The sequence below is a fragment of the Cupriavidus sp. GA3-3 genome (genome assembly GCF_000389805.1).
Lineage (GTDB): Bacteria > Pseudomonadota > Gammaproteobacteria > Burkholderiales > Burkholderiaceae > Cupriavidus > Cupriavidus necator_D.
Genome location: NZ_KB944479.1, coordinates 24976 through 45093, shown reverse-complemented (window position 1 = coordinate 45093; position 20118 = coordinate 24976). Strand labels below are relative to the sequence as shown.

The 20118-nt window shown below is 66.5% G+C and carries 16 protein-coding genes and 1 pseudogene; 13 read left to right on the top strand and 4 right to left on the bottom strand.

All coding sequences use genetic code 11. From position 1 onward, the window contains the following. The first annotated feature begins 121 nt into the window (after window positions 1–121). The 9 genes and pseudogenes from C265_RS15730 to C265_RS15690 all read left to right on the top strand — a co-directional run bounded on the left by C265_RS15730 (window position 122) and on the right by C265_RS15690 (window position 10882). Window positions 122–3154 (top strand): molybdopterin cofactor-binding domain-containing protein, encoded by a 3033-nt coding sequence (locus tag C265_RS15730; RefSeq protein WP_010811799.1) that lies wholly within the window; start codon window positions 122–124, stop codon window positions 3152–3154. Further along, window positions 3151–3966 carry a xanthine dehydrogenase family protein subunit M gene (locus tag C265_RS15725; protein ID WP_010811798.1) on the top strand — a complete coding sequence of 272 codons (816 nt, stop codon included), beginning with the start codon at window positions 3151–3153 and terminating at the stop codon, window positions 3964–3966. Before C265_RS15730 ends, C265_RS15725 begins: the two co-directional genes overlap by 4 nt. Continuing rightward, the gene (locus C265_RS15720; protein ID WP_010811797.1) at window positions 3963–4535 is read left to right on the top strand and encodes a (2Fe-2S)-binding protein; all 573 of its coding nucleotides are present in this window, start codon (window positions 3963–3965) and stop codon (window positions 4533–4535) included. The genes C265_RS15725 and C265_RS15720 overlap by 4 nt, the downstream gene beginning before the upstream one ends. Further along, the gene (locus C265_RS15715) at window positions 4528–6081 is read left to right on the top strand and encodes an AMP-binding protein (RefSeq protein WP_010811796.1); all 1554 of its coding nucleotides are present in this window, start codon (window positions 4528–4530) and stop codon (window positions 6079–6081) included. Before C265_RS15720 ends, C265_RS15715 begins: the two co-directional genes overlap by 8 nt. A gap of 4 nt (window positions 6082–6085) precedes the next feature. Beyond that, window positions 6086–6901, top strand: coding sequence for an enoyl-CoA hydratase/isomerase family protein (locus C265_RS15710; RefSeq protein WP_010811795.1), 816 nt, complete (start codon window positions 6086–6088; stop codon window positions 6899–6901). Between the two features lie 118 nt (window positions 6902–7019). Beyond that, window positions 7020–8381: an MFS transporter gene (locus C265_RS15705; protein WP_010811794.1), complete on the top strand. Its 1362-nt coding sequence runs from the start codon at window positions 7020–7022 to the stop codon at window positions 8379–8381. A gap of 348 nt (window positions 8382–8729) precedes the next feature. Then, a complete protein-coding gene (locus tag C265_RS15700; protein ID WP_010811793.1) occupies window positions 8730–9191 on the top strand; it encodes a hypothetical protein in 462 nt (153 codons plus the stop codon). 230 nt (window positions 9192–9421) lie between these two features. Beyond that, window positions 9422–9592 (top strand): annotated as a pseudogene (locus C265_RS15695) (alkene reductase); the annotation flags it as partial. A gap of 129 nt (window positions 9593–9721) precedes the next feature. Next, a complete protein-coding gene (locus C265_RS15690; RefSeq protein WP_010811792.1) occupies window positions 9722–10882 on the top strand; it encodes an MFS transporter in 1161 nt (386 codons plus the stop codon). Window positions 10883–10983: 101 nt separating this feature from the next. Here C265_RS15690 and hisD read toward each other — a convergent pair whose 3' ends face one another. Further along, entirely contained in the window at window positions 10984–12297 is a 1314-nt protein-coding gene (hisD, locus tag C265_RS15685) for a histidinol dehydrogenase (protein WP_010811791.1), read from the bottom strand. A 164-nt stretch (window positions 12298–12461) separates the two neighbouring features. Here hisD and C265_RS15680 point away from each other — a divergent pair, with 164 nt between their 5' ends. Both C265_RS15680 and C265_RS15675 read left to right on the top strand, forming a co-directional pair. Continuing rightward, on the top strand, window positions 12462–13526 hold the full coding sequence (locus C265_RS15680) for a LacI family DNA-binding transcriptional regulator (RefSeq protein ID WP_010811790.1): 1065 nt from the start codon (window positions 12462–12464) through the stop codon (window positions 13524–13526). 204 nt (window positions 13527–13730) lie between these two features. Further along, on the top strand, window positions 13731–15773 hold the full coding sequence (locus C265_RS15675; RefSeq protein ID WP_144062248.1) for a 3-hydroxybutyrate oligomer hydrolase family protein: 2043 nt from the start codon (window positions 13731–13733) through the stop codon (window positions 15771–15773). A 156-nt stretch (window positions 15774–15929) separates the two neighbouring features. On the opposite strand, the gene C265_RS15670 is transcribed toward C265_RS15675, so the two are convergent. Further along, complete coding sequence (locus C265_RS15670) at window positions 15930–16355, bottom strand: SRPBCC family protein (protein WP_010811788.1); 426 nt, start codon at window positions 16353–16355, stop codon at window positions 15930–15932. 32 nt (window positions 16356–16387) lie between these two features. Next, complete coding sequence (locus tag C265_RS15665; protein WP_010811787.1) at window positions 16388–17407, bottom strand: aldo/keto reductase; 1020 nt, start codon at window positions 17405–17407, stop codon at window positions 16388–16390. A 113-nt stretch (window positions 17408–17520) separates the two neighbouring features. On the opposite strand from C265_RS15665, the gene C265_RS15660 reads away from it, so the two are divergent. Both C265_RS15660 and C265_RS33075 read left to right on the top strand, forming a co-directional pair. Next, window positions 17521–18447, top strand: a complete 927-nt coding sequence (locus C265_RS15660) for a LysR substrate-binding domain-containing protein (RefSeq protein WP_010811786.1) — start codon at window positions 17521–17523, stop codon at window positions 18445–18447. Between the two features lie 463 nt (window positions 18448–18910). Continuing rightward, a complete protein-coding gene (locus tag C265_RS33075; protein ID WP_256375520.1) occupies window positions 18911–19045 on the top strand; it encodes a hypothetical protein in 135 nt (44 codons plus the stop codon). Between the two features lie 39 nt (window positions 19046–19084). Here C265_RS33075 and ycaC read toward each other — a convergent pair whose 3' ends face one another. After that, window positions 19085–19711 carry an isochorismate family cysteine hydrolase YcaC gene (ycaC, locus tag C265_RS15655; RefSeq protein ID WP_010811785.1) on the bottom strand — a complete coding sequence of 209 codons (627 nt, stop codon included), beginning with the start codon at window positions 19709–19711 and terminating at the stop codon, window positions 19085–19087. Between the last annotated feature and the right edge of the window lie 407 nt (window positions 19712–20118).

The window sequence follows — 20118 nt, the reverse complement described above, 5'->3', positions numbered from 1 at the left end:
ATGATGAACTTAATCAGAAATCAATATTAGATCTTATATCGAGATGTCACTAATCTCCGTTTGACGTTGCACGGCCCCATCGCCTTCCGGCGCGGTTCCGTCGCACGGAACGGAGTCGCGAATGAAAAGATTCGATGCTGGCGAAACGACCAGCACGGTGGAGACACAGCAGACCCGGCCGGCGCCACATGTCGGCCGCCCGATGCCGCGCGTCGAGGACGCCGCCATCCTGACCGGCCGCGGCCGCTACGCCGACGACCTCGGCGTCAGGCCCGGCACCCTGCACGCCGCCATCCTGCGCTCGCCGCACGCGCATGCCGAACTCGGCGCCATCGACTGCGCCGCCGCGTTGCAGGCGCCGGGCGTGCGTGCCGTGCTGACGGGGGCCGACCTGCCTTCCTGGTCGAAGCCCTTCGTGGTGGGCGTGAAGGCGCCGATGGAACAGTGGGCACTGGCCATGGAGCGCGTGCGCTACGTGGGCGAGCCGGTGGCCGTGGTGGTGGCCGAGAGCCGCGCACTGGCGGAGGATGCGCTCGATCTCATGCGGGTGGAGTACCGCGTGTTGCCGCCGGTGGTGTCGATCGAGGCCGCCATCGCCGACGACGCGAGCGTGCTGCATCCCGGTCTCGGCAGCAACGTGGCCAGCGACCGCCATTTCCGCTACGGCGACCCCGAGGCCGCCTTTGCCGCCGCGCCGCACCGCGTGGCGCTGACCGCCCATTACCCGCGCAACACATGCACGCCGATCGAGTGTGGCGTGGTGGTTGCCGAGCACTTGCCGGGCAACGAGGGCTACCAGGTCACTTCCAACTTCATGGGGCCGTTCTCGCTGCATGCCGTGATGGCGATGGCGCTGCAGGTCCCGGCCAACCGCCTGCGCCATGTCGCGCCGCGCGACTCGGGCGGCAGCTTCGGCGTCAAGCAGGCGGTGTTCCCCTACGTGGTGCTGATGTGCCTTGCCTCGCGCAAGGCGGGCGCGCCGGTGAAATGGGTGGAAGACCGGCTCGAGCACCTGAGCGCCGCCACGTCTGCCACCGCGCGGCTTTCCACCCTGGAAGCCGCGGTCGAGGCGGACGGCCGCATCGTCGCGCTCTCGTACGACCAGCTCGAGGATTGCGGCGGCTACCTGCGTGCGCCGGAGCCCGCCACCTTCTACCGCATGCATGGCCTGCTGACCGGTGCCTACTCGATCCCGAACCTGTTGGTGCGCAACCGCGTGGTGCTGACCAACAAGACACCGACCGGCCTCGTGCGCGGTTTCGGCGGGCCGCAGGTGTACTTCGCGCTGGAGCGGCTGGTGCAGCGGATCGCGGTGGAGCTGGGCCTGGATCCGCTCGACGTCTACCGCCGCAACTTCGTGCCCGCCGATGCCTTTCCCTATCGCGCGGCGGCGGGCGCGCTGCTCGACTCCGGCAACTACCAGCTGGCGCTGTCGCGCGCGCTGGAAGCGGGCGACTACGGTGAACTCACTCGCCGCCGCGACGCCGCGCGCGCCGAGGGCAGGCTGTACGGCATCGGCTTCGCGGCCATCGTCGAGCCCTCGGTGTCGAACATGGGCTATATCACCACCGCGACGCCGGCCGAGGCACGCCGCAAGGCGGGCCCGAAGAACGGCGCCATCGCCAGCGCCACGGTCAGCGTGGACCTGCTCGGCGGCGTGGTGGTGACCATCGCGTCCACGCCGGCGGGACAGGGCCACATGACCGTGTCGGCGCAGGTCGTGGCCGACGTGCTCGGCATCGATCCGGGCGACGTCGTGGTCAACGTCGAGTTCGACACGCACAAGGATGCGTGGTCCGTGGCCGCCGGCAACTATTCCAGCCGCTTCGCCGGCGCCGTGGCCGGCACCGTGCACCTGGCCGCCACGCGCGTGCGCGACAAGCTGGCGCGCATCGTGGCCTCGCACCTGGGCTGCGACCCGGCCGAACTGGTCTTCGCGGATGGCCGCATCGTGCGCCGGGGCGCGCCCGATACCGCCCTGCCCTTTGCGCGCGCGGCCAGTAACGCGCCGCATTGGTCGCCGCAGCTGCTGCCGGCCGGTGAGGAGCCCGGCCTGCGCGAAACCGTGTTCTGGTCGCCCCCCAACCTCGACGCTCCGGACGAGCAGGACCGCGTCAACACCTCCGCCTGCTACGGCTTTGCCTTCGACCTGTGCGGCGTCGAGATCGACCGTGCCACCGGACGCGTGCGCATCGACCGGTACGTAACCGCGCACGACGCCGGCAAGCTGCTCAACCCGGCGCTGGCCGACGGCCAGATCCGCGGCGCCTTCGCGCAGGGGCTGGGCGCGGCGCTGATGGAGGAGTTCCGCTACGGCCCGGACGGCAGCTTCCAGTCCGGCACGCTGGCGGACTACCTGATGCCGACCACGTGCGAGGTGCCCGACCCGCTCATCGTCCACCTGGAGACGCCGAGCCCGTTCACGCCGCTCGGTGCCAAGGGCCTCGGCGAGGGCAACAACATGAGCACGCCGCCATGCGTCGCCAACGCGGTGGCCGATGCGCTCGGCGTGCGCGACATCCGCCTGCCGCTCACGCCCGCCAGGGTGATGGCGATGATCGGCTTCGACGACCCGCCGCCATCGCGTCCGGAACTGGCCGAGGCAGCAAGAGAGGCCTCGGCAAACAACAAGAGCGGCGGCAAGGGCGGCAAGGCCCTGAGCGCGCGCGGCACCGTCGACCTGGACGCCACGCCCGAGGCCGTCTTCGCCGTCCTGCTCGACCCGCAGGCGCTGGCCAAGGTCGTGCCGGGCTGCCACGCGCTCGTGCCCATCGGCGACAACCGCTATCGCGCCGACGTGACCGTGGGCGTGGGCATGATCAAGGCCCGCTACGAAGCCGAGATCGCGCTGTCCGACCTGGAGCCGCCGCATCGGTTGCGGCTCGCGGGCGCGGGCCTGTCGTCGCTCGGCAGCGCGCGCGGCGCGGGCCTGGTCGAACTGGCCCCGCACGGTGCCGGCACCCGTCTCACCTATGACTACGAGGCCGAGGTGTCCGGCAAGGTCGCCGCGGTCGGCGGCCGCATGCTCGAAGGCGCGGCCAAGGTGGTGCTGCGCCAGCTGTTCGAATCGCTCGGCCGCCAGGCCGGGGGCAAGCCCGCGCGCAAGCCGGGCTGGATCGCGCGCCTGCTGGCGCTCCTGGGAGTCCGTCGATGAAACCCGCCGCATTCGACTACCTGCGCGCCGAATCCGCGCAGCATGCGCTGGAAGCGCTGGCCCATGCCGGCGAGGGTGCCCGCGTGCTGGCCGGCGGCCAGTCGCTGATGGCCGTGCTGAACATGCGCCTCGCGCAGCCGCAACTGCTGGTCGACATCTCGCGCACCCCTGACCTGGATACCGTGCGCGTGGAAGACGGCCATCTGGTGGTGGGCGCTGCCGCCACGCAAGGCAGCGTGGAATGGCGCCCGTCATTGGCCAGCGAGGTGCCGCTGCTCGCGCTCGCCTTCCCTCATATCTCGCATTTCCAGATCCGCAACCGCGGCACCGTGTGCGGCTCCATCGCCCACGCCGATCCGAGCGCCGAGCTGCCGCTGGTGCTCACCGCGCTCGGCGGCGAGGTGGTGCTGCGCTCGCTGCGCCGGCGCCGCGTGCTGCCGGCCGCCGAGTTCTTCCGCGGCATGCTGATGACGGCGCGCGAGCCCGACGAGCTGGTGGAAGCGGTGCGCTTCCCGCTTCGGCGCCCCGGCGCGCGCTACGGCTTTGCGGAGTTCTCGGCCCGGCATGGCGACTTCGCGCTGGCGGCGTGCGCCGCCATCGTCACGGACGACGCCATTGCGCTGGCCGTGGGCGGCGTGGCTGACCGGCCGGTGCTCGAGACCTGGCCACGCCTGCAGGGCAAGGCGCTGGCCGAGGCAATCAACGATTTCAGCTGGAAGCTGGGCGCGCAGGACGACGCCCATGTCAGCGCGCAGTACCGCCGCCACCTGGTGCGGCAACTGGGCATGCGCGTAATCGAGGAGGCAAGATGAGCAAGACCCCCCACGGCGCACCTTTGGGTGCGCCCCCGGTGATGCGGCGCGATGAGCGCCAGCGCATCACCCTGACCCTGAACGGCACCGAACGCAGCGGCCTATGCGCGCCGCGCGAGCTGCTGTCCGACTTCCTGCGCCATGAGCTCGGCGCCACCGGCACCCACGTCGGCTGCGAGCACGGTGTCTGCGGCGCATGCACGGTGCGGGTGGACGGCGTCGCCGCGCGTTCCTGCCTGATGCTGGCAGTGCAGGCCGATGGCCGCGCCATCGATACCGTCGAAGGACTGGCCCCGCGCGAAGGCCTGGGCGACCTGCAGGAAGCCTTCCGCCGCCACCATGCGCTGCAGTGCGGCTTCTGCACGGCCGGCATCCTGATGTCGTGCGCGGACTACCTGGAGCGGGTGCCCGAGCCGACCGAGGCGCAGGTGCGCGACATGCTGTCCGGCCACCTGTGCCGCTGCACGGGCTACACGCCGATCGTCGCCGCCGTCCTCGACGTGGCCGCCAGCCGCGCGCGCTTGCGCCGGATTGCGGCACCCCTTGCCGAGGAGCACTGCGATGCTTGATCTCGGCCGCACCTTCCTGCAAAGCGTGGAGCGCAGCCCCCACGCCCCCGCCATCGTCGACGGCGACCTGCTGCTGACCTACGAGCAATGGCTTGCGCGCATTCGCGGCGTGGCCGCCGGCTTGCTCGACCTGGGCCTGCAGCCGGGCGACCGCGTGCTCGCCATCCTGCAGAACCGCTGGGAGATGGCGACCCTGCACTGGGCCTGCCAGTTCGCCGGCCTGGTCATCGTCCCGCTGAACTGGCGCGCCAAGCCGGACGAACTGGACTACTGCGTGCGCGACGCCGGCGTGAAGGCGCTGGTGTTCGAGCCGGTCAGCGCCGACGCGGTGCTGGACAGCCCCGCCGCGCAGGAAATCCCCTGCATCGCGCTGGACGGCGCGCCGGGCGGCTCGCTGTCGTTCGACACCCTGCTCCGTGCCACGCCCCGCCGGGACAGCACGCAGGCTGAAGCCGGCGACATCTCGCTCATGCTGTACACCTCCGGCACCACCGGCAAGCCAAAAGGTGTTCCACGCCGCCACCGGCAGGAACGCGCAGCCGCGCTGGCGCATGTTGCGCAGAACCTGTACCGGCGCGGCGAACGGACGCTGGGCGTAATGCCGCTGTACCACACCATGGGCGTGCGGTCCCTGCTGGCCATGGCGCTGGTGGACGGCCTGTTCGTCTGCGTGCGGCGCTGGAGCGCGTCGCAGGCGCTGCAGGCCATCGCCGGCCATCGCGTCAGCTGCCTCTATCTCGTGCCCACGCTCTACCATGACCTGCTGGCCGAGCCCGGTTTCGACAGCAACGATGTGTGCACCGTCACCAAGCTCGGCTTCGCCGGCGCCGCCATGAACGATGGCCTGCTGACCCGGCTCGAGCACGCGTTCCGACCGGAGTTGTTCGTCAACCACTACGGCTCGTCCGAGGTCTACACCTTCAGCGTCGACCAGCACGCGGCACGCAAACCCGGCAGTGCGGGCCGCGCCGGCCTCAACACGCGGCTGCGCGTGGCGCGGCTTGACGCGGCCTCGCCGGACGAACTGGCCGCGCCCGGCGAGGAAGGCCAGATCATCGCCGACCTGCGCGGCGACGAGGCCTTCGAGGGCTACTGGAACCGCGACGACGCCAATGCCAAGTCCCTGCGCGACGGCTGGTACTTCACCGGCGACATCGGCTACCTCGACGCTGACGGCGACCTGTTCGTCACCGGGCGGGTCGACGACATGATCATCAGCGGCGGCGAAAACATCTCGCCCGCCGATATCGAATCGGTGCTGTCCCTGCACCCCGCCGTGGACGAGGTGGCGGTGGCCGGCGTGCCCGACGCCCGCTGGGGCCAGAAGGTGGTGGCCTTCGTCAAGCCGCGCGGCTGTGTCGACGCGGGCGCGCTCGACGACTACTGCCGCGGCTCCGACCTCGTCAACTTCAAACGCCCGCGCGACTACGTGTTTGTCGCCGACATCCCGAAATCGCCGGTCGGCAAGATCCTGCGCCGCAAGCTGTCGGCGGGCGAATACAGCGCACTTTCCTCTCTTCCCCACAGCGACCCCATCAAGGAGTAACGACATGACCCAGGCCTTCGCACTGACCCATCCCGACCAGCAGCGCCTGCAGGACCTCGACGGTTTTTCCGTGGAGATCGACCCGGCCCGCGAGCGCGCGGACATCATCCTGCACCGCCCGCCTTACAACGTGATCTCGATGGCGGCCCGCGACCAGTTGCGTGCCGTGTTCGAGGCGCTGGACGCCGATGACCGCGTGCGCGTCATCGTGCTGCGCGCGCTGGGCAAGCATTTCTCCAGCGGCGGCGACATCCGCGGCTTCCTGGAAGCGTCGCCGGAGCATGTGTCGAAGCTCGCGTGGAACGTGGCGGCGCCGGCGCGCTGCAGCAAGCCGGTGATCGCGGCCAACCAGGGCTACTGCTTCGGCGTGGGCTTCGAACTGTCGCTGGCATGCGACTTCCGCATCGCCACCGCCACCACGGAATACGCGCTGCCCGAGCAGAAGCTCGGCCAGATTCCGGGATCCGGCGGCTCGGCGCGCTTGCAGAAGATGGTGGGCGTGGGCCGCACCAAGGACATCGTCATGCGCTCGCGCCGCATCCCGGGGCGCCAGGCGTACGAGTGGGGCATCGCCGTGGATTGCGTCGCTGACGCCGAGCTGGAAGCCGCCACCGATGCGCTGGTCGACGAACTGCGTGCCTTCTCCCCGCTGGCCCAGCGCACCGCCAAGAAGCTGCTCAACGACACCGAGGACGCACCGCTGTCGACCGCCATCGAACTCGAAGGGCACTGCTACAGCCGCCTGCGCAGCTCGGACGACTTCCGCGAAGGCGTGGAAGCGTTCCACGCGAAGCGCAATCCCGATTTCCGCGGCAGCTGAGCGCGGGCGGGGCTGACCCGCCTGCCGCGCCGGAGATACGGACGCATACGGACCTATCGACGATGCCCCTGGCGGGCATCGCGGGGAGCCGTTCATTCAAAAATATATGGAGACAACGATGGAAGTGCTGGCAAATGACAAGGTGCCGACCAGCGGCGCGCAGAGCGCGGCGCCCGTGGCCGCGAACAACCGGCAGGTGCTGGGCGCGGTGACGGCTTCGTGCATGGGATGGGCGCTCGACCTGTTCGACCTGTTTATCCTGCTGTTCGTGGCGCCGGTGATCGGCAAGCTGTTCTTTCCGTCCGAGCACGCGATGCTGTCGCTGGCGGCCGTGTACGCGTCATTCGCGGTGACGCTGCTGATGCGCCCGCTCGGCTCGGCCATCTTCGGCGCGTACGCGGACCGGCACGGGCGCAAGGGTGCCATGGTGGTGGCCGTCACCGGCGTCGGCCTGTCGACTGCGGCGTTCGGGCTGCTGCCGACGGTCGCCCAGGTCGGCCTCTTCGCGCCGGCGCTGTTCATCCTGCTGCGGCTGGTGCAGGGCGTGTTCGTCGGCGGCGTGGTCGCTTCGACGCATACCATAGGCACGGAATCGGTGCCGCCGTCGTGGCGCGGCGCGGTTTCCGGCCTGGTGGGCGGCGGCGGCGCGGGCATCGGCGCGCTGCTGGCGTCGATCACTTACATGGCAATGACGGCGCTGTTTCCCGGCGACGCCTTCGAGGTCTGGGGATGGCGCTGCATGTTCTTTGCCGGCATCGTCAGCTCGGTGCTGGGGCTGGTCATCTTCAACTCGCTGGAGGAGTCGCCGCTGTGGAAGCAGCTGCAGGCGGCAAAGGCCGCCAGCGGCCACGCCAAGCCGCAAGCGCATCCGCTGCGCACGCTGTTCTCGCGCGAGTATCGTGGCATCCTGCTGGTCAACATCCTGCTGACCGTGGGCGCGGGCAGCGCCTACTACCTGACTTCCGGCTACCTTCCCACTTTTCTGAAGGTCGTGGTCAAGGCATCCCCCGGCGAGTCCTCGGCCATCCTGATGCTGAGCAGCCTCGGTGTGATCGTCGCATCGGTGGCAGCGGGGCATTTCAGCACGCTGGTCGGGCGCAAGCGCGCCTTCCTGCTGATCGGCGCCCTCAGCCTGGTGCTGATGCCCCTGCTCTACCAGTGGATGCCGGCCGCGCCAACCGCCACCTTGCGCGGCGTCTACGCGGTGGCGCTCAGCATGCTCGGGTGCGCCGGCTTCGCGCCGATCCTCATCTTCCTGAACGAGCGGTTTCCCACCAGCATCCGCGCCTCCGGCACGGGCTTGTCGTGGAACATCGGCTTCGCCATCGGCGGGATGATGCCGACGCTGGCCTCGCTCGCCGCCGGCACGCCCGCCGACCTTCCGGTGATCCTTGGTGTTTTCCTCGCGGCCGTCACGCTGGTCTATCTGGTGGGCGCTACGATCGTGCCGGAGACGCTGGGCCGTCTTGTCGAAAAGTAAGGGGCATCGCTGAGCTGCGGGGTGGCGGCCGGACTTCGTTGAGGCGCCAGCCTCCACCCCCGGGCCCCTCCCGCGGGCGGAAGAGGGGAGCAAACCGGCCCACAAGACCTGCAAGGTCTCAAGTCCGACGTATTCCGTCTTGGACAGACATATCGCCCCTACCTAGACTCCAGTCACCCCCGGGCAATGCCCGGATTCTTAACAGTGAAACCCGGCAGTCTTTTTTTTGATTCGCTCATCTATCTACCAGTAGATAGCATCACTTAAAAGCTGCAATCTCGATGACAGACTGGCCCTGCGACCAAACCCAAGGGTTGCCTGGCCGATCGGACTAGACAGGAGAGCATCATGCAAGCAAAGACCATCCTCACGGCCATCACATTGGCCGCCGCCCTGACCGCCGGCATGGCCCACGCCGCCGCTCAGCCGGAAACCGCCGGCAGAGCATTCCGCGTGAACACGCCTCGTGACGCCTACACCGACGGCGCCCGCATCAGCAACCGGGACGGCTATACCGATGGCGCCAGGATCACCAATCGGGATGGCTACATTGCCACCCGCAAGGTCGACCCCTACCTGGACGGTGCGCGCGGCAATGACCGTCGCAACCCGTTCTACGACGGCGCCAACGCAGCCGATTCGCATCCCGACCTGCAAGTGGTTGCCGGACTCGACGGCACCTGTGTCTCGGCCAGTCCTGCGCGCCAGGCAGACCCGTACCTGGATGGCGCACGCGGCAACAGCCCGCGCGATCCCTATTCAGAAGGCGCTCGCGGCGCCAATGGGTCCGGTGAGCACTTTTCGGCATAAGCGCCGGGTCATCGCGGTCACCCGTGCCTGGTCTGCGCGGCGGCCTCCGCTGCTGCCCTGCCCTCCCGGCACGACGGGTCCTGACATTTGATATGAAATCAAAAGTATTTGACCCATACACGGCTTAATCAACAAATATAAACCGCGCAAACTGCGGTCCATCGACGAACTTCCCGAGCCCGCGGCCACGTACCCCCGGTGGCCGCACCCTCCCTGATCAAGGTCCCAAAATGAGTCTACTGTTCAAGCCCTTTACCATGGGCGAGCGCCAGCTCGCTAACCGGATCGCCATGGCGCCGCTGACCCGTTCCCGCAATCCGGACGGGGTTCCCAACGACCTCAACGCGCTCTACTACAGCCAACGCGCTGACGCCGGCCTGATCGTGACCGAGGGCACGCCTCGAGAATGACTGGCCCCTGGCCATGTCCGATCGCGCGCTCCACTATGGCGGCGGCGCCGAAGGCTACACCGACTATCCCGCCTACGACGGCAAGGCCGCGGCGTAAGGCACCTGCCAGGATCTGCCACGATGAAATCCAATACCGCACTGCTAGCGCTCGCCATCGGCGCCTTCGGCATCGGCACCACCGAATTCGCCCCGATGGGGTTGCTCCCTGTGATCGCCGAAGGCGTCGACGTCAGCATCCCCACCGCGGGGATGCTGATTACCGCGTACGCGGTTGGGGTGATGGTCGGCGCGCCGGTGATGACCCTGCTGTTCAGCCGCTTTGGCAAGCGCGCCGCACTGATGGCGCTGATGGCCATCTTCACCGTCGGCAACCTGCTGTCGGCGCTGGCGCCGGGATACGCCACGCTGCTGGCGTCGCGCCTGGTCACCAGCCTCAACCATGGCGCCTTCTTCGGCCTTGGCGCCGTGGTGGCCGCGAGCGTGGTGCCGAAGGAGAAGCAGGCCAGCGCCGTGGCAACGATGTTCATGGGACTGACCATCGCCAACATCGGCGGCGTGCCGGCGGCAACCTGGATCGGGCAGCAGGTCGGCTGGCGCCTGGCGTTCGCCGGCACCGCGGTGCTGGGGCTGGTCGCCATTGCCGCGCTTTGGCTGGCGTTGCCGCAGGGCGAGCGCGGCACCCCGCCCAATGTGCGCCGGGAACTGGCCGTGCTCACCCGCCCGCCGGTGTTGCTGGCGATGGCGACAACGGTGCTGGGCGCGGGCGCCATGTTCACGCTCTACACCTATATCGCGCCAGTGCTTGCCGATCTCACCGGCGCATCCGACACCTTCGTCACCGTCTCGCTCGTGCTGATCGGCATTGGTTTCACGGTCGGCAATCACGTGGGGGGACGGCTCGCGGACTGGTCGCTCGATGGCGCGACGAAGATCGTCCTTTCGGCGCTCGCCATCATCATGCTGGTGCTCCCCTTGGCCCTCTCCCACCACGTCACCGCGGCCCTTGGACTACTGGCCTGGGGAGCCGCGACCTTCGCGGTCGTCCCGCCGGTGCAGATGCGGGTGATGGAAGCCGCGGCGGAAGCACCGGGACTCGCCTCGTCGATCAACGTCGGCGCGTTCAATCTCGGCAATGCCCTGGGCGCAGCGCTCGGTGGCGGTGTCATCAGCCTGGACCTCGGCTACAGTGCGGTGCCAGTCGCTGGCGGCCTGCTGGCTGCGGCGGGATTCCTGGTGGTGTGGCTCAGCCGGGCAGACAGGCGCGCCCTGGTCGCTTCGTGAGCGCTGTGTCGGCGCCCACGCGTCTCGCACCAATCCAGTGAGAGAGCAGGCGTCCTGCGCCGGTGACGAGTGCCCGCTTGCCTCTCACTGAGAAGCCTGACTCAGGCGGGAACCGCCGATCCGTACGGAACGTCCTTGTGCCCATAGCGCCGTACGCGGATGTTGGCCTGCTCGCCGTGCGCGGTCATGCCCTCGATGGCGCACAGCCGCGAGCAATACGACCCGATCATGGCGCTGGCTTCATCGGTCAGCACCTTCTGGTAGGTGCAGGTCTTGATGAATTTGCCGACCCACAAGCCGCCCGTGTAGCGGGCCGCCTTTCCGGTGGGGAGCGTGTGGTTCGTGCCGATGACCTTGTCTCCGTAAGCGACGTTCGTGCGCGGACCGAGGAACAGCGCGCCGTAGTGCTTCATGTGCTTCAGGAAGTAGTCCGGGTCGCGCGTCATCACCTGCACGTGCTCGGATGCAATGCGGTCCGCCTCGCTGACCATCTCTTCCAGCGTATCGACGACGATGACCTCGCCATAGTCGCGCCAGGACACGCCGGCGGTGTTGGCCGTCGGCAGAATGTTCAGGATTCTCTCGACCTCGGCCATGGTCTCTTGCGCCAGCTTGAGCGAGTTCGTCAGCAGCACGGCCGGCGTATTGAAGCCATGCTCGGCCTGGCCCAACAGGTCCGTCGCGCACAGTTCGGCATCCACGCTGTCGTCGGCAATGACGAGCGTTTCGGAGGGCCCGGCAATCAGATCGATGCCGATCCGCCCGAAGAGCTGGCGCTTCGCTTCCGCGACAAACGCGTTGCCGGGGCCTACCACCATCGATACCGGATCGATGGTTTGCGTGCCCAATGCCATGGCAGCGATGGCCTGCACCCCGCCGAAGGTGTAGATCTCGTCCGCGCCGCCGAGATGCATGGCCGCGACGACTGCGGGATTCGGCCTGCCTTGAACCGGCGGAGAAGCGGTGATGATGCGGGACACGCCTGCCACCTTGGCCGTCACGACACCCATATGGGCAGAAGCCACCAGGGGAAACTTGCCGCCCGGCACATAGCAGGCCACGCTGTCGACCGGCATGTTCTTGTGGCCGAGGACTACACCGGGGAGCGTTTCCACTTCGATATCGCGCAGCGATTCGCGCTGCGCCTGGGCAAAGTTGCGCACCTGTGCCTGGGCGAACCTGATGTCATCGAGCTGCCCCGGCGACAGGGAACGCACGCAGGCTGCGATCTCGTCTTCGGACAGACGGAAGCTTGCCGGCTGCCAGTCATCGAACTTCGCGGACAGTTCCGCGACCGCTGCGTCGCCACGTTCGGCGACATCCGCGAGAATCGCGGTCACGGTGTCGCGTACTTTCGCTGCGTCCCGCGACGACGCGTTGGCGCTGCGGCCATGCTTGAGGTGCTGGATTGCCATTTGCTGTTCCTGAGGTGGGAAAGGAAACTTGCCCTGTGATGCGGCAAGCGCAGTGAAATGCAATGTACGCGCAGATTTGCATGCAAGGCTGGTGCAAAACCTCAAGAATTTCCCTATCTGGCACCAGCATCCGGCCCAACAGGCATTAGCATTCACGCAAACGAATGCAAATCATGCAGCCAGAAAACATCAAGCGAGGCGACAAGCCGACGAACAAGGTCACGCTGGACGCGGTCGCGCAACGGCTTGGCGTATCCGTTTCGACAGTGTCCCGGGCATTGGCCGGGCACCCTGCCATCAGCATGCAAACGCGTGACGCGGTGATGGCGGTGGCAGCAGACATGGGCTACCGCGTGCCAACGGAGGGGCGGCGCGCCAAGAAGACATCGACGAAGCTGATTGGCGTCGTCGTCGGGGCGCTGCATAACCGCTTCATGACGCTGTTCCTGACGCATCTGCACGATGCCTTGCAGGAGTACGGCTATCAGATCACGTTGATGATCGATTCGATGAACGATGCCCGCAATCTCCTGGCGTTCCGGCCCTTGATCGACGGATACCTGGATGGGCTGATCTTCGCCACCGCGACGCTGGATTCGCCCGTCGTTGCGGAAATGCAGGCCCGAGGCGTGCCGCTGGTTCTCGTCGTGCGGTCCGTGGACAGGGTCAGGACCGACATTGTCGAGATCGACAACATCCACGCCGGCGCGGTCGCCGTCGAGCATCTGTTCCAGCTTGGCCATCGGCGCATCGGCCTGTTCATGGGGCCGCAGAACACCTCGACCAGCCGCGATCGGGCACAAGGCGCACTCAGGTGGCTGGCGGATGCGGGCGTGGATGCGAACCGTGTCGCGCTCGTGTGGGGGGATTACACCAGCGAGTCGGGCTACTCCAGCGCGATGGGAATGCTCGATGGGCCGGACCGGGTCACGGCCATTGTTGCCGGCAATGACACGATTGCCCTGGGTGTGCTGGAGGCCGCAAAGCGGCAAGGCATCGAAGTCCCGGGGCAGTTGTCCATCATTGGCTTCGACGACATGCCGCTCGCCGGATCGCCATTGGTGGGGCTGACGTCGATCCAGCAACCCGTCGAGGCCATGGCCCGGACGGCGGCACGCCGCATGATAGAGCGCATTCGCGCGGGAGCGCTGACGCCGCCTGTCCACGATATCCTGCCCATCAAGCTTGTGCGCCGGGAATCCACGGGGCCTGCTGCACGCGGAGGGTAGCCGTACCGTCGCAAACGCGCGGTGCAAACGCGCGGTGCAAACGCGCTTCATGCCACGCCTATAACAAAAAATTATTCTTGTCGCAAAAAAAAGAATTTTTCGCGGCTGGAGCAGCCTCCTAATCTATGCCGGTCCCATACCGCTACAACGATTACTCATTGGGATGCAGCGGCAATCCATCCGCATGGCTCAGGAGACGGAATCTTGAACGCATTGATACTTCGTGGCGCCACGCGCGCCAAATTCGGCCTGCTCGCATGCCTGGCCTCTCTGTCGGCAACGGGATCGATGGCGCAGACCATGCCGCCACCGGACACGCATATTGTCCGGCGTACCCATTACGATGGGATACGCGATGACCTGATCACCGGCGGCTACGGCGTCGCCGCCATGCTCTCCGGATCCGCCAGGCCGGCCTACGAGGATCCGCTGCGTCCCTCGGCGGCCGAATTGAGACGCGCCGTATTGCTCAGGCCTGGCAATCCCGCCAATGGCTTCGGCACGCTGTATGGACCCAACGTCGATCCGTCGACGGGGAAACTGTATGAGGATGACGGCAAGCTCGCCGGCGATGAAGTGCTGGCGTTCACTGCCGGTCCATCCGGGCGAAGCACAAGCATCCTGCTTCAGGTTCCGGTCACGTTCAGGCCCGACGCAGCTTGCCTGGTGGTCACCGCCACGCCGGGCAGCCAGAATGTCTGGGCCGACATGCAACGGGCGGGGTACTGGGGACTGAGGCGCGGCTGTGCCGTCGCGTGGACTGACAAGGGCACGGGCGCAGGCATCCAGGATCTCGATAGCGGAACTTCGACGACGCAGGATGGGACCACCGCCACGGCAGCCCCCGACCTGCGTCTTGACGTGCTGACAGGGGCGCCGGAAGCCCGGCAATTCGCCCATGCCAAGCCAAACCGGCTGGCCTTCAAATGGGCGAGTGCCGGGTGGAACCAGGAGGCGGATTGGGGGCGCGCCGTCCTGAATGCCGCCGCGTTCGCGCTTGCCGAGCTCGAATCGCGCACGTGGCCAGGCCAGCAGCGACTATCGCGTGAGCGCATCACGGTGATTGCATCGGGATATTCGAACGGCGGCGGGGCAGTGCTGCGGGCGGCCGAGCAGGACCACCACCATTTGCTCGACGGGGTCGTTTCGCTTGCGCCGCAGATCTATATCCGTGCCGACCCGGACATCGTGATCGACGACCGGGGCAGGCGCTGGGCCGGATCCGCTCGCAGCAGCTATGATTTCCTGTCGTATGCAAACCTGTACAAGGCCTGTGCGGCACTGGCAGTCGCCGACGATCCCCTCGCCTCCGGACTCGCCTTTGCCAGCAATCGCTGCCAGTCCCTCGCCGAGAAAGGATTGCTACGCAGCCAGACCGTGAAAGCCCAGGCGCAAGAGGCGCTACGCAAGCTGCATGATTTCGGCTTCCTGCCGGATGCCGACATCGCCACGGCAGCCTCTGCTATCGGCAACCAGGGCGTGCTGGGCCAGGCCAGCCAGTTCGGCCAGTTCCGGGTCCACGAGCACCTGTGCAAGCTCAGCTTCGCGTCGGTCGACCGTGACGGCGCACCCAGGGCGGCGGACCCGCAATTGCTGGCGCAGCGTTTCGCCCGGCTTTGGGGCGGAACGCCCGATGGATCGCAAGTTGCGCTGATCAATGACGACGATCCGCGCGGGCCTCGCGAAGACGGTCGATCGATCTCCCGCTCGACGGGACGCAACGACTACGATATGGATGCCGCCCTTTGCCTGCGCCGCCTGTTCACCGGCGAAGACCCCGCCGCCATGCGGGTGCGCCGGGGCATCGATGCGATTGCGGCTTCGGCGCGACTGCGCGGCAAGCCTGCCATCATCGTTCATGGCAGAAGCGACGAAATCGAGGGCCCGAATTTCACCAGTCGCCCTTACGCCGCGACCCAATCGCGGAATGAGCCGAGCGCGAGCCGGCTGCGTTATATCGAGGTCGTCGGCGGCATGCACGGAGAGAGCCGTATCTCTTCACCTGGCTTCGATGTGCGCATGGCACCGGTTTCCATTTATCAAGTGCGCGCGCTGGAGGCCATGCTGGCGCATCTCCGTGAAGGGAAGCCGCTGCCGGACAGCCAGGTGATTCATCCCGTTCCCCGCGCCGGCAGGCCCGGGCAAGCCGCACCGACCACGGCAGAGTCGCTCCCTCCTCTGCAGCCTCGCGCCATCGATGCGAATCGGATTTCCATCGATAACGGCCTGATGAAGATACCGTCGTAATGGCACTGCAGGTGGCGCGACGGCGCGCCACCCCACGGATTTACTCGCCGTACTGGAACAGGAGGCGCCCTTCGCCAGGCACGCCAACAGCCGCCTGCGCCGGTGCAAACGCGCCGAACATAAGCGCGAAAGCCAGCGACAAGGCCATCGGCCCTCTCATGATGCCGCCCCGGCCAGCGTTGCCTCCAGGGCCTTGAGGCCATCCCGATAAATGCCCTCGAACAGCCGCGATGCGTCGTCATCGCTCACGCCGGCCGGCGTGAACTGGCCGGACCATTCGACGCGCGATGCCTGGTCCCCGTCGATGCCGACCACGCGCAGCGTGGAGCGGTAGCCGGTGACCGGGAACGGCGCCTGCAGGATCGAGTACGTGTAGCTGCGCGCGCTGTTGTCGAAGGCCTCGAGACGTTCGACGATGGCGTCGCCGTCCGGATTGACGAGGCTGCGCACGCGGCCGCCCTCGCTCAGTTCGCTCTTGGGGATATACGGCAGCCAGTCGGGCAGCGAATCGAAGCCTCCAATCAGTTGCCAGACGCGGTCCGGTGCAACCGGCAGCGTGATCGTTGCAGAAGCTTGTGCCATGGTGGACTCCTTGAATCGAATGTGGTCCCGGATCAGTTGCTGTCGCCAGGCAGCGGCGCATTTGCCGCGACCAGGTGCTGCTCGCGCAGCTCGCGCCAGAAATCGGCTGGAATGACCGCCTTCAGCGCGGCGGTGTCCTCGGCGATGCGCTCGGGCCGGCTTGCACCCGGGATCACGGCGGCGACCGCCGGGTTGGCCAGCACGAACTGCAGCGCGGCGGCCTTGATGCTGACGCCGTGGCGTTGCGCGATCGCCTTGATGCGCTCGACCTTGCTGATGATCTCGGGCGGCGCCTTCTGGTACTCGAAGTGCGAGCCGCCGGCCAGGATGCCCGAGCTGTACGGGCCGCCGACCACGATCTCGGTCTTGCGCTCCGCGGCCTTGGGCATCAGGCGCTGCAGCGCGCGCTCATGGTCGAGCAGCGAATAGCGGCCCGCCAGCAGGAAGCCGTCCGGCTGCGCTTCAGTCAGGTCCAGCGTCAGTTCGATCGGCTCGACGCGGTTCACGCCCAGGCCCCAGGCCTTGATCACGCCCTCTTCGCGCAGCCGGGTCAGCACCTTGAAAGCGCCTTTGCGGGCGGTCTCGAAATAGGCCAGCCACTCGTCGCCGTAGAAGTCCTGGGCGATGTCGTGGACCCACACGATGTCGAGGCGGTCGGCCTTCATCCGCTTGAGGCTGTCCTCGATCGAGCGCAGCGTGGCGTCCGCCGAGTAGTCGTTGACCAGCTTGTTCGGGCGGCCGGCGGCGAACAGGCCACTTTTCTCGCCCAGCGCCCGCGCGCTGGCGTCTTCGACTTCGTCCAGGATCAGGCGGCCGACCTTGGTGCTGAGCACGTATTCGTCACGCGGGTGCCGGGACAGCGCTTCGCCCAGCCGGATTTCGGCCAGGCCCGCGCCGTAGAACGGCGCGGTGTCGTAGTAGCGCACGCCTTGCGCCCAGGCCGCGTCCACGGTGGCCTGCGCCTCCGCTTCCGGGATGTCGCGGAACATATTGCCCAGCGGGGCGGTACCAAAGCCGAGTACGTTACCGGCCAGTTTGTCCTTGATGCTCATGACTGCTCCACAAATTAAGTTGGGGTGAAGGCAGTCTAGGGTTGCCAATTAAGTCTGTCCAAGACAGAATTTGAAAGACTTGATTCCTTAGAGGTCTGAATTCAGGACTGGACATGCTAGATATCCGCCAACTTCACTATTTCGTGGCCGTGGCCGAAGACGAGCACGTCGGACGCGCCGCCGAACGGCTCCATATCTCCCAATCGCCACTTAGCCGGCAGATTGCCCAGCTCGAGGAAAAGCTCGGGCTGGTGTTGTTCGAGCGCTCCCAGCAACGCATCCGGCTCACACGCGACGGCCGCACGTTCCTGGCCGAAACCCGCGCATTCCTCACGCATGCCAACCGGCTCGAATCGCTGGCGCGACGGCTTGGCCGCGGCGACGAAGGCGGGCTGTGCATCGGCTACCTGGAATACGCGATGCACTCGGGCGTGCTGCCGAATGCCTTGCGCGAACTGCGCGACAGCCGGCCTGCGGTGCATATCGCGCTGTACAACCAGCAGTCGGACGTTCAACTGGAGGGGCTGCGCCAGCGCAGCCTCGATATCGCACTCGTCTGCGAGCCGCCGCCACCTGACGATCCAGACCTCGAGGCTGCCCAGGTGCTCAATGATCCGATGCTGCTGGCGCTGCCCGAAGGTCACCCGCTTGCCAAAGCGGAGCAGCTCAGCCCGGATGACCTGGCTGCGCAAAAATGGATCGGCGTGATGCACCAAGAAACCGCGCTGCGGCACGACACGTTCATCGCGGCTTGCGCCAGAGCCGGCTTCACGCCGACGATCACCATGGAGGCGACCGAACCGCTAGCCGCCCTGGGACTCGTGGCCGCGGGACTCGGCGTGACCACGATCCAGCAAAGCCTGCGCCACCAGGCGCCACCGGGCGTGGTGCTGCACGAGCTGTCGTGGTTCAGCTATCGCACGCCCTTGTGGGCGGCCTGGCACAAGGTCAACCTGCGGCCGCTGGTGGAGATCTTCCGCAAGACGTTGCTGCAGACGAGTGGCGTGGTGCCGGAGCTCGCAACGACGCAGGCGGGCTGACGCACCGTCGCTCCCTGAGGTGGCGTGAGCGGGTGCAGACGACCGCCGTTCAATGGCGCAGAAAGCTATTGTGTCGGCTTTCGGTCCTGTCGTTGCCATGAAGCCGCTGGCTGTTCCTTCCCTCGCCAACATTGCTGTTGAGGACCGCTAATTCTATGACTGGCGGCCACTAACTCCGCGACCGTGGCGTGTCGGCAAGGTGTTGGTAGCGTTCGCGACGCCGGACCGCTCCTCGCCCGATCCGACTGATCACAGCATTGAGATTGCCGCTGTGGACGAAGGGATGGTCTCGAGGCGGCGGTCGTGAACCTCGCAGACCGTCGGCCGACGGACTCAGCCATTCTCGTTTCCAGCGGGGCGAGAAGAGGTTCTGATAATCATATAGCCAGCCTCCCTCCGTTCGGGTCGAACGGCTGGCGTAGAGTCGAATTGCGAATACCGACGTGACGCACAGGAGGCCGGCATGAACAAGTTTAGTGAAATCGACCTGCACTCGAACAACAGTGTGGTTGTGGTCAGCGATGAAGCTGACCGGGTTATCTACCAACGCCAACGGTCGCTCGAATCTCGTCGCCTGTCAAAGGCTCGCGTGGCCTGATCGCGTTCTTCTTTGATGGCTGATCGTGGGCGGATTGCGTTATCTTCCGCCCTTCGCGGTCGTATATGCCGTAATCAAGTTCCGATAATCCGGAATATGATTCGAGAACAAGGTTCCCAGCCCTTCGATGTCGTTGCGCCAGTCGCGATGCAGTTCGCAAGCGACGCCGAACCAGGTCATCAGTTGTGCACCGGCTTCGGCCATGCGGTGCCATGCCGATTCGCGCGTCACTTCATTGAATGTCCCTGACGCATCGGTCACGACGAACACATCGTATCCTTCTTCGATCGCAGATAGCGCGGGAAACGCCACGCAGACTTCGGTCACCACTCCGGCGATCAACAACTGCTTCTTGCCCGTTGCCTTGACAGCCTTCACGAAGTCCTCATTGTCCCAGGCATTGATCTGGCCAGGGCGTGGAATGAACGGCGCGTCGGGGAACATCGTCTTCAGTTCCGGCACCAGCGGGCCGTTAGGGCCGTCTTCGAAGCTGGTGGTCAGGATCGTCGGCAGCTTGAAGTATTTCGCCAGATCCGCCAGCGCGAGGACGTTGTTCTTGAACTTGTCCGGCTCAATGTCGCGCACCAGCGACAGCAGGCCGGCCTGATGATCCACCATCAATACCGCCGCCTGGCTCTTGTCCAGACGCTTGTAGGTCTTGCTCATCTTGGGCTCCTCGTAGATGCGCGTCCGGGTACAAGAATTTGCACGGCCCAAACACGCTTGGTCATACCTGCTGCACTGCGGGTACGGCTGGCAATACTTGCAAATTTGTATGTCCCTAATAGCTCTCCGTCAACCTCTGGAGGGCGTTCTGCGCGGCTGGCCGGTCCCGGGCGTGCCATCGCCACGAAATGCGAGGGCTTCTGAAGCACGGCGCAAAGTGTCCGCTAGCACCACTGATTGCATATGCGTTGAGCGGTTTTGTAGCAATACGCATAGTTGCTGGCAGCTCCCCCCGGTAGCTCGTCGTCCCCACGAGAACCTTCATGGGGAAGATGCATGCTCACTTCGAGCAACTCAAGGTGGGAATCTTGGAAACTTACGCTCGACCGACCGTCCTTCCCTATATA

Bases quoted from the DNA above. Each gene is read 5' to 3' on its own strand.
- C265_RS15730 (WP_010811799.1), top strand. From the start codon at position 122: ATGAAAAGATTCGATGCTGGCGAAACGACCAGCACGGTGGAGACACAG.
- C265_RS15725 (WP_010811798.1), top strand. From the start codon at position 3,151: ATGAAACCCGCCGCATTCGACTACCTGCGCGCCGAATCCGCGCAGCAT.
- C265_RS15720 (WP_010811797.1), top strand. From the start codon at position 3,963: ATGAGCAAGACCCCCCACGGCGCACCTTTGGGTGCGCCCCCGGTGATG.
- C265_RS15715 (WP_010811796.1), top strand. From the start codon at position 4,528: ATGCTTGATCTCGGCCGCACCTTCCTGCAAAGCGTGGAGCGCAGCCCC.
- C265_RS15710 (WP_010811795.1), top strand. From the start codon at position 6,086: ATGACCCAGGCCTTCGCACTGACCCATCCCGACCAGCAGCGCCTGCAG.
- C265_RS15705 (WP_010811794.1), top strand. From the start codon at position 7,020: ATGGAAGTGCTGGCAAATGACAAGGTGCCGACCAGCGGCGCGCAGAGC.
- C265_RS15700 (WP_010811793.1), top strand. From the start codon at position 8,730: ATGCAAGCAAAGACCATCCTCACGGCCATCACATTGGCCGCCGCCCTG.
- C265_RS15690 (WP_010811792.1), top strand. From the start codon at position 9,722: ATGAAATCCAATACCGCACTGCTAGCGCTCGCCATCGGCGCCTTCGGC.
- hisD (WP_010811791.1), bottom strand. From the start codon at position 12,297: ATGGCAATCCAGCACCTCAAGCATGGCCGCAGCGCCAACGCGTCGTCG.
- C265_RS15680 (WP_010811790.1), top strand. From the start codon at position 12,462: ATGCAAATCATGCAGCCAGAAAACATCAAGCGAGGCGACAAGCCGACG.
- C265_RS15670 (WP_010811788.1), bottom strand. From the start codon at position 16,355: ATGGCACAAGCTTCTGCAACGATCACGCTGCCGGTTGCACCGGACCGC.
- C265_RS15665 (WP_010811787.1), bottom strand. From the start codon at position 17,407: ATGAGCATCAAGGACAAACTGGCCGGTAACGTACTCGGCTTTGGTACC.
- C265_RS15660 (WP_010811786.1), top strand. From the start codon at position 17,521: ATGCTAGATATCCGCCAACTTCACTATTTCGTGGCCGTGGCCGAAGAC.
- C265_RS33075 (WP_256375520.1), top strand. From the start codon at position 18,911: ATGAACAAGTTTAGTGAAATCGACCTGCACTCGAACAACAGTGTGGTT.
- ycaC (WP_010811785.1), bottom strand. From the start codon at position 19,711: ATGAGCAAGACCTACAAGCGTCTGGACAAGAGCCAGGCGGCGGTATTG.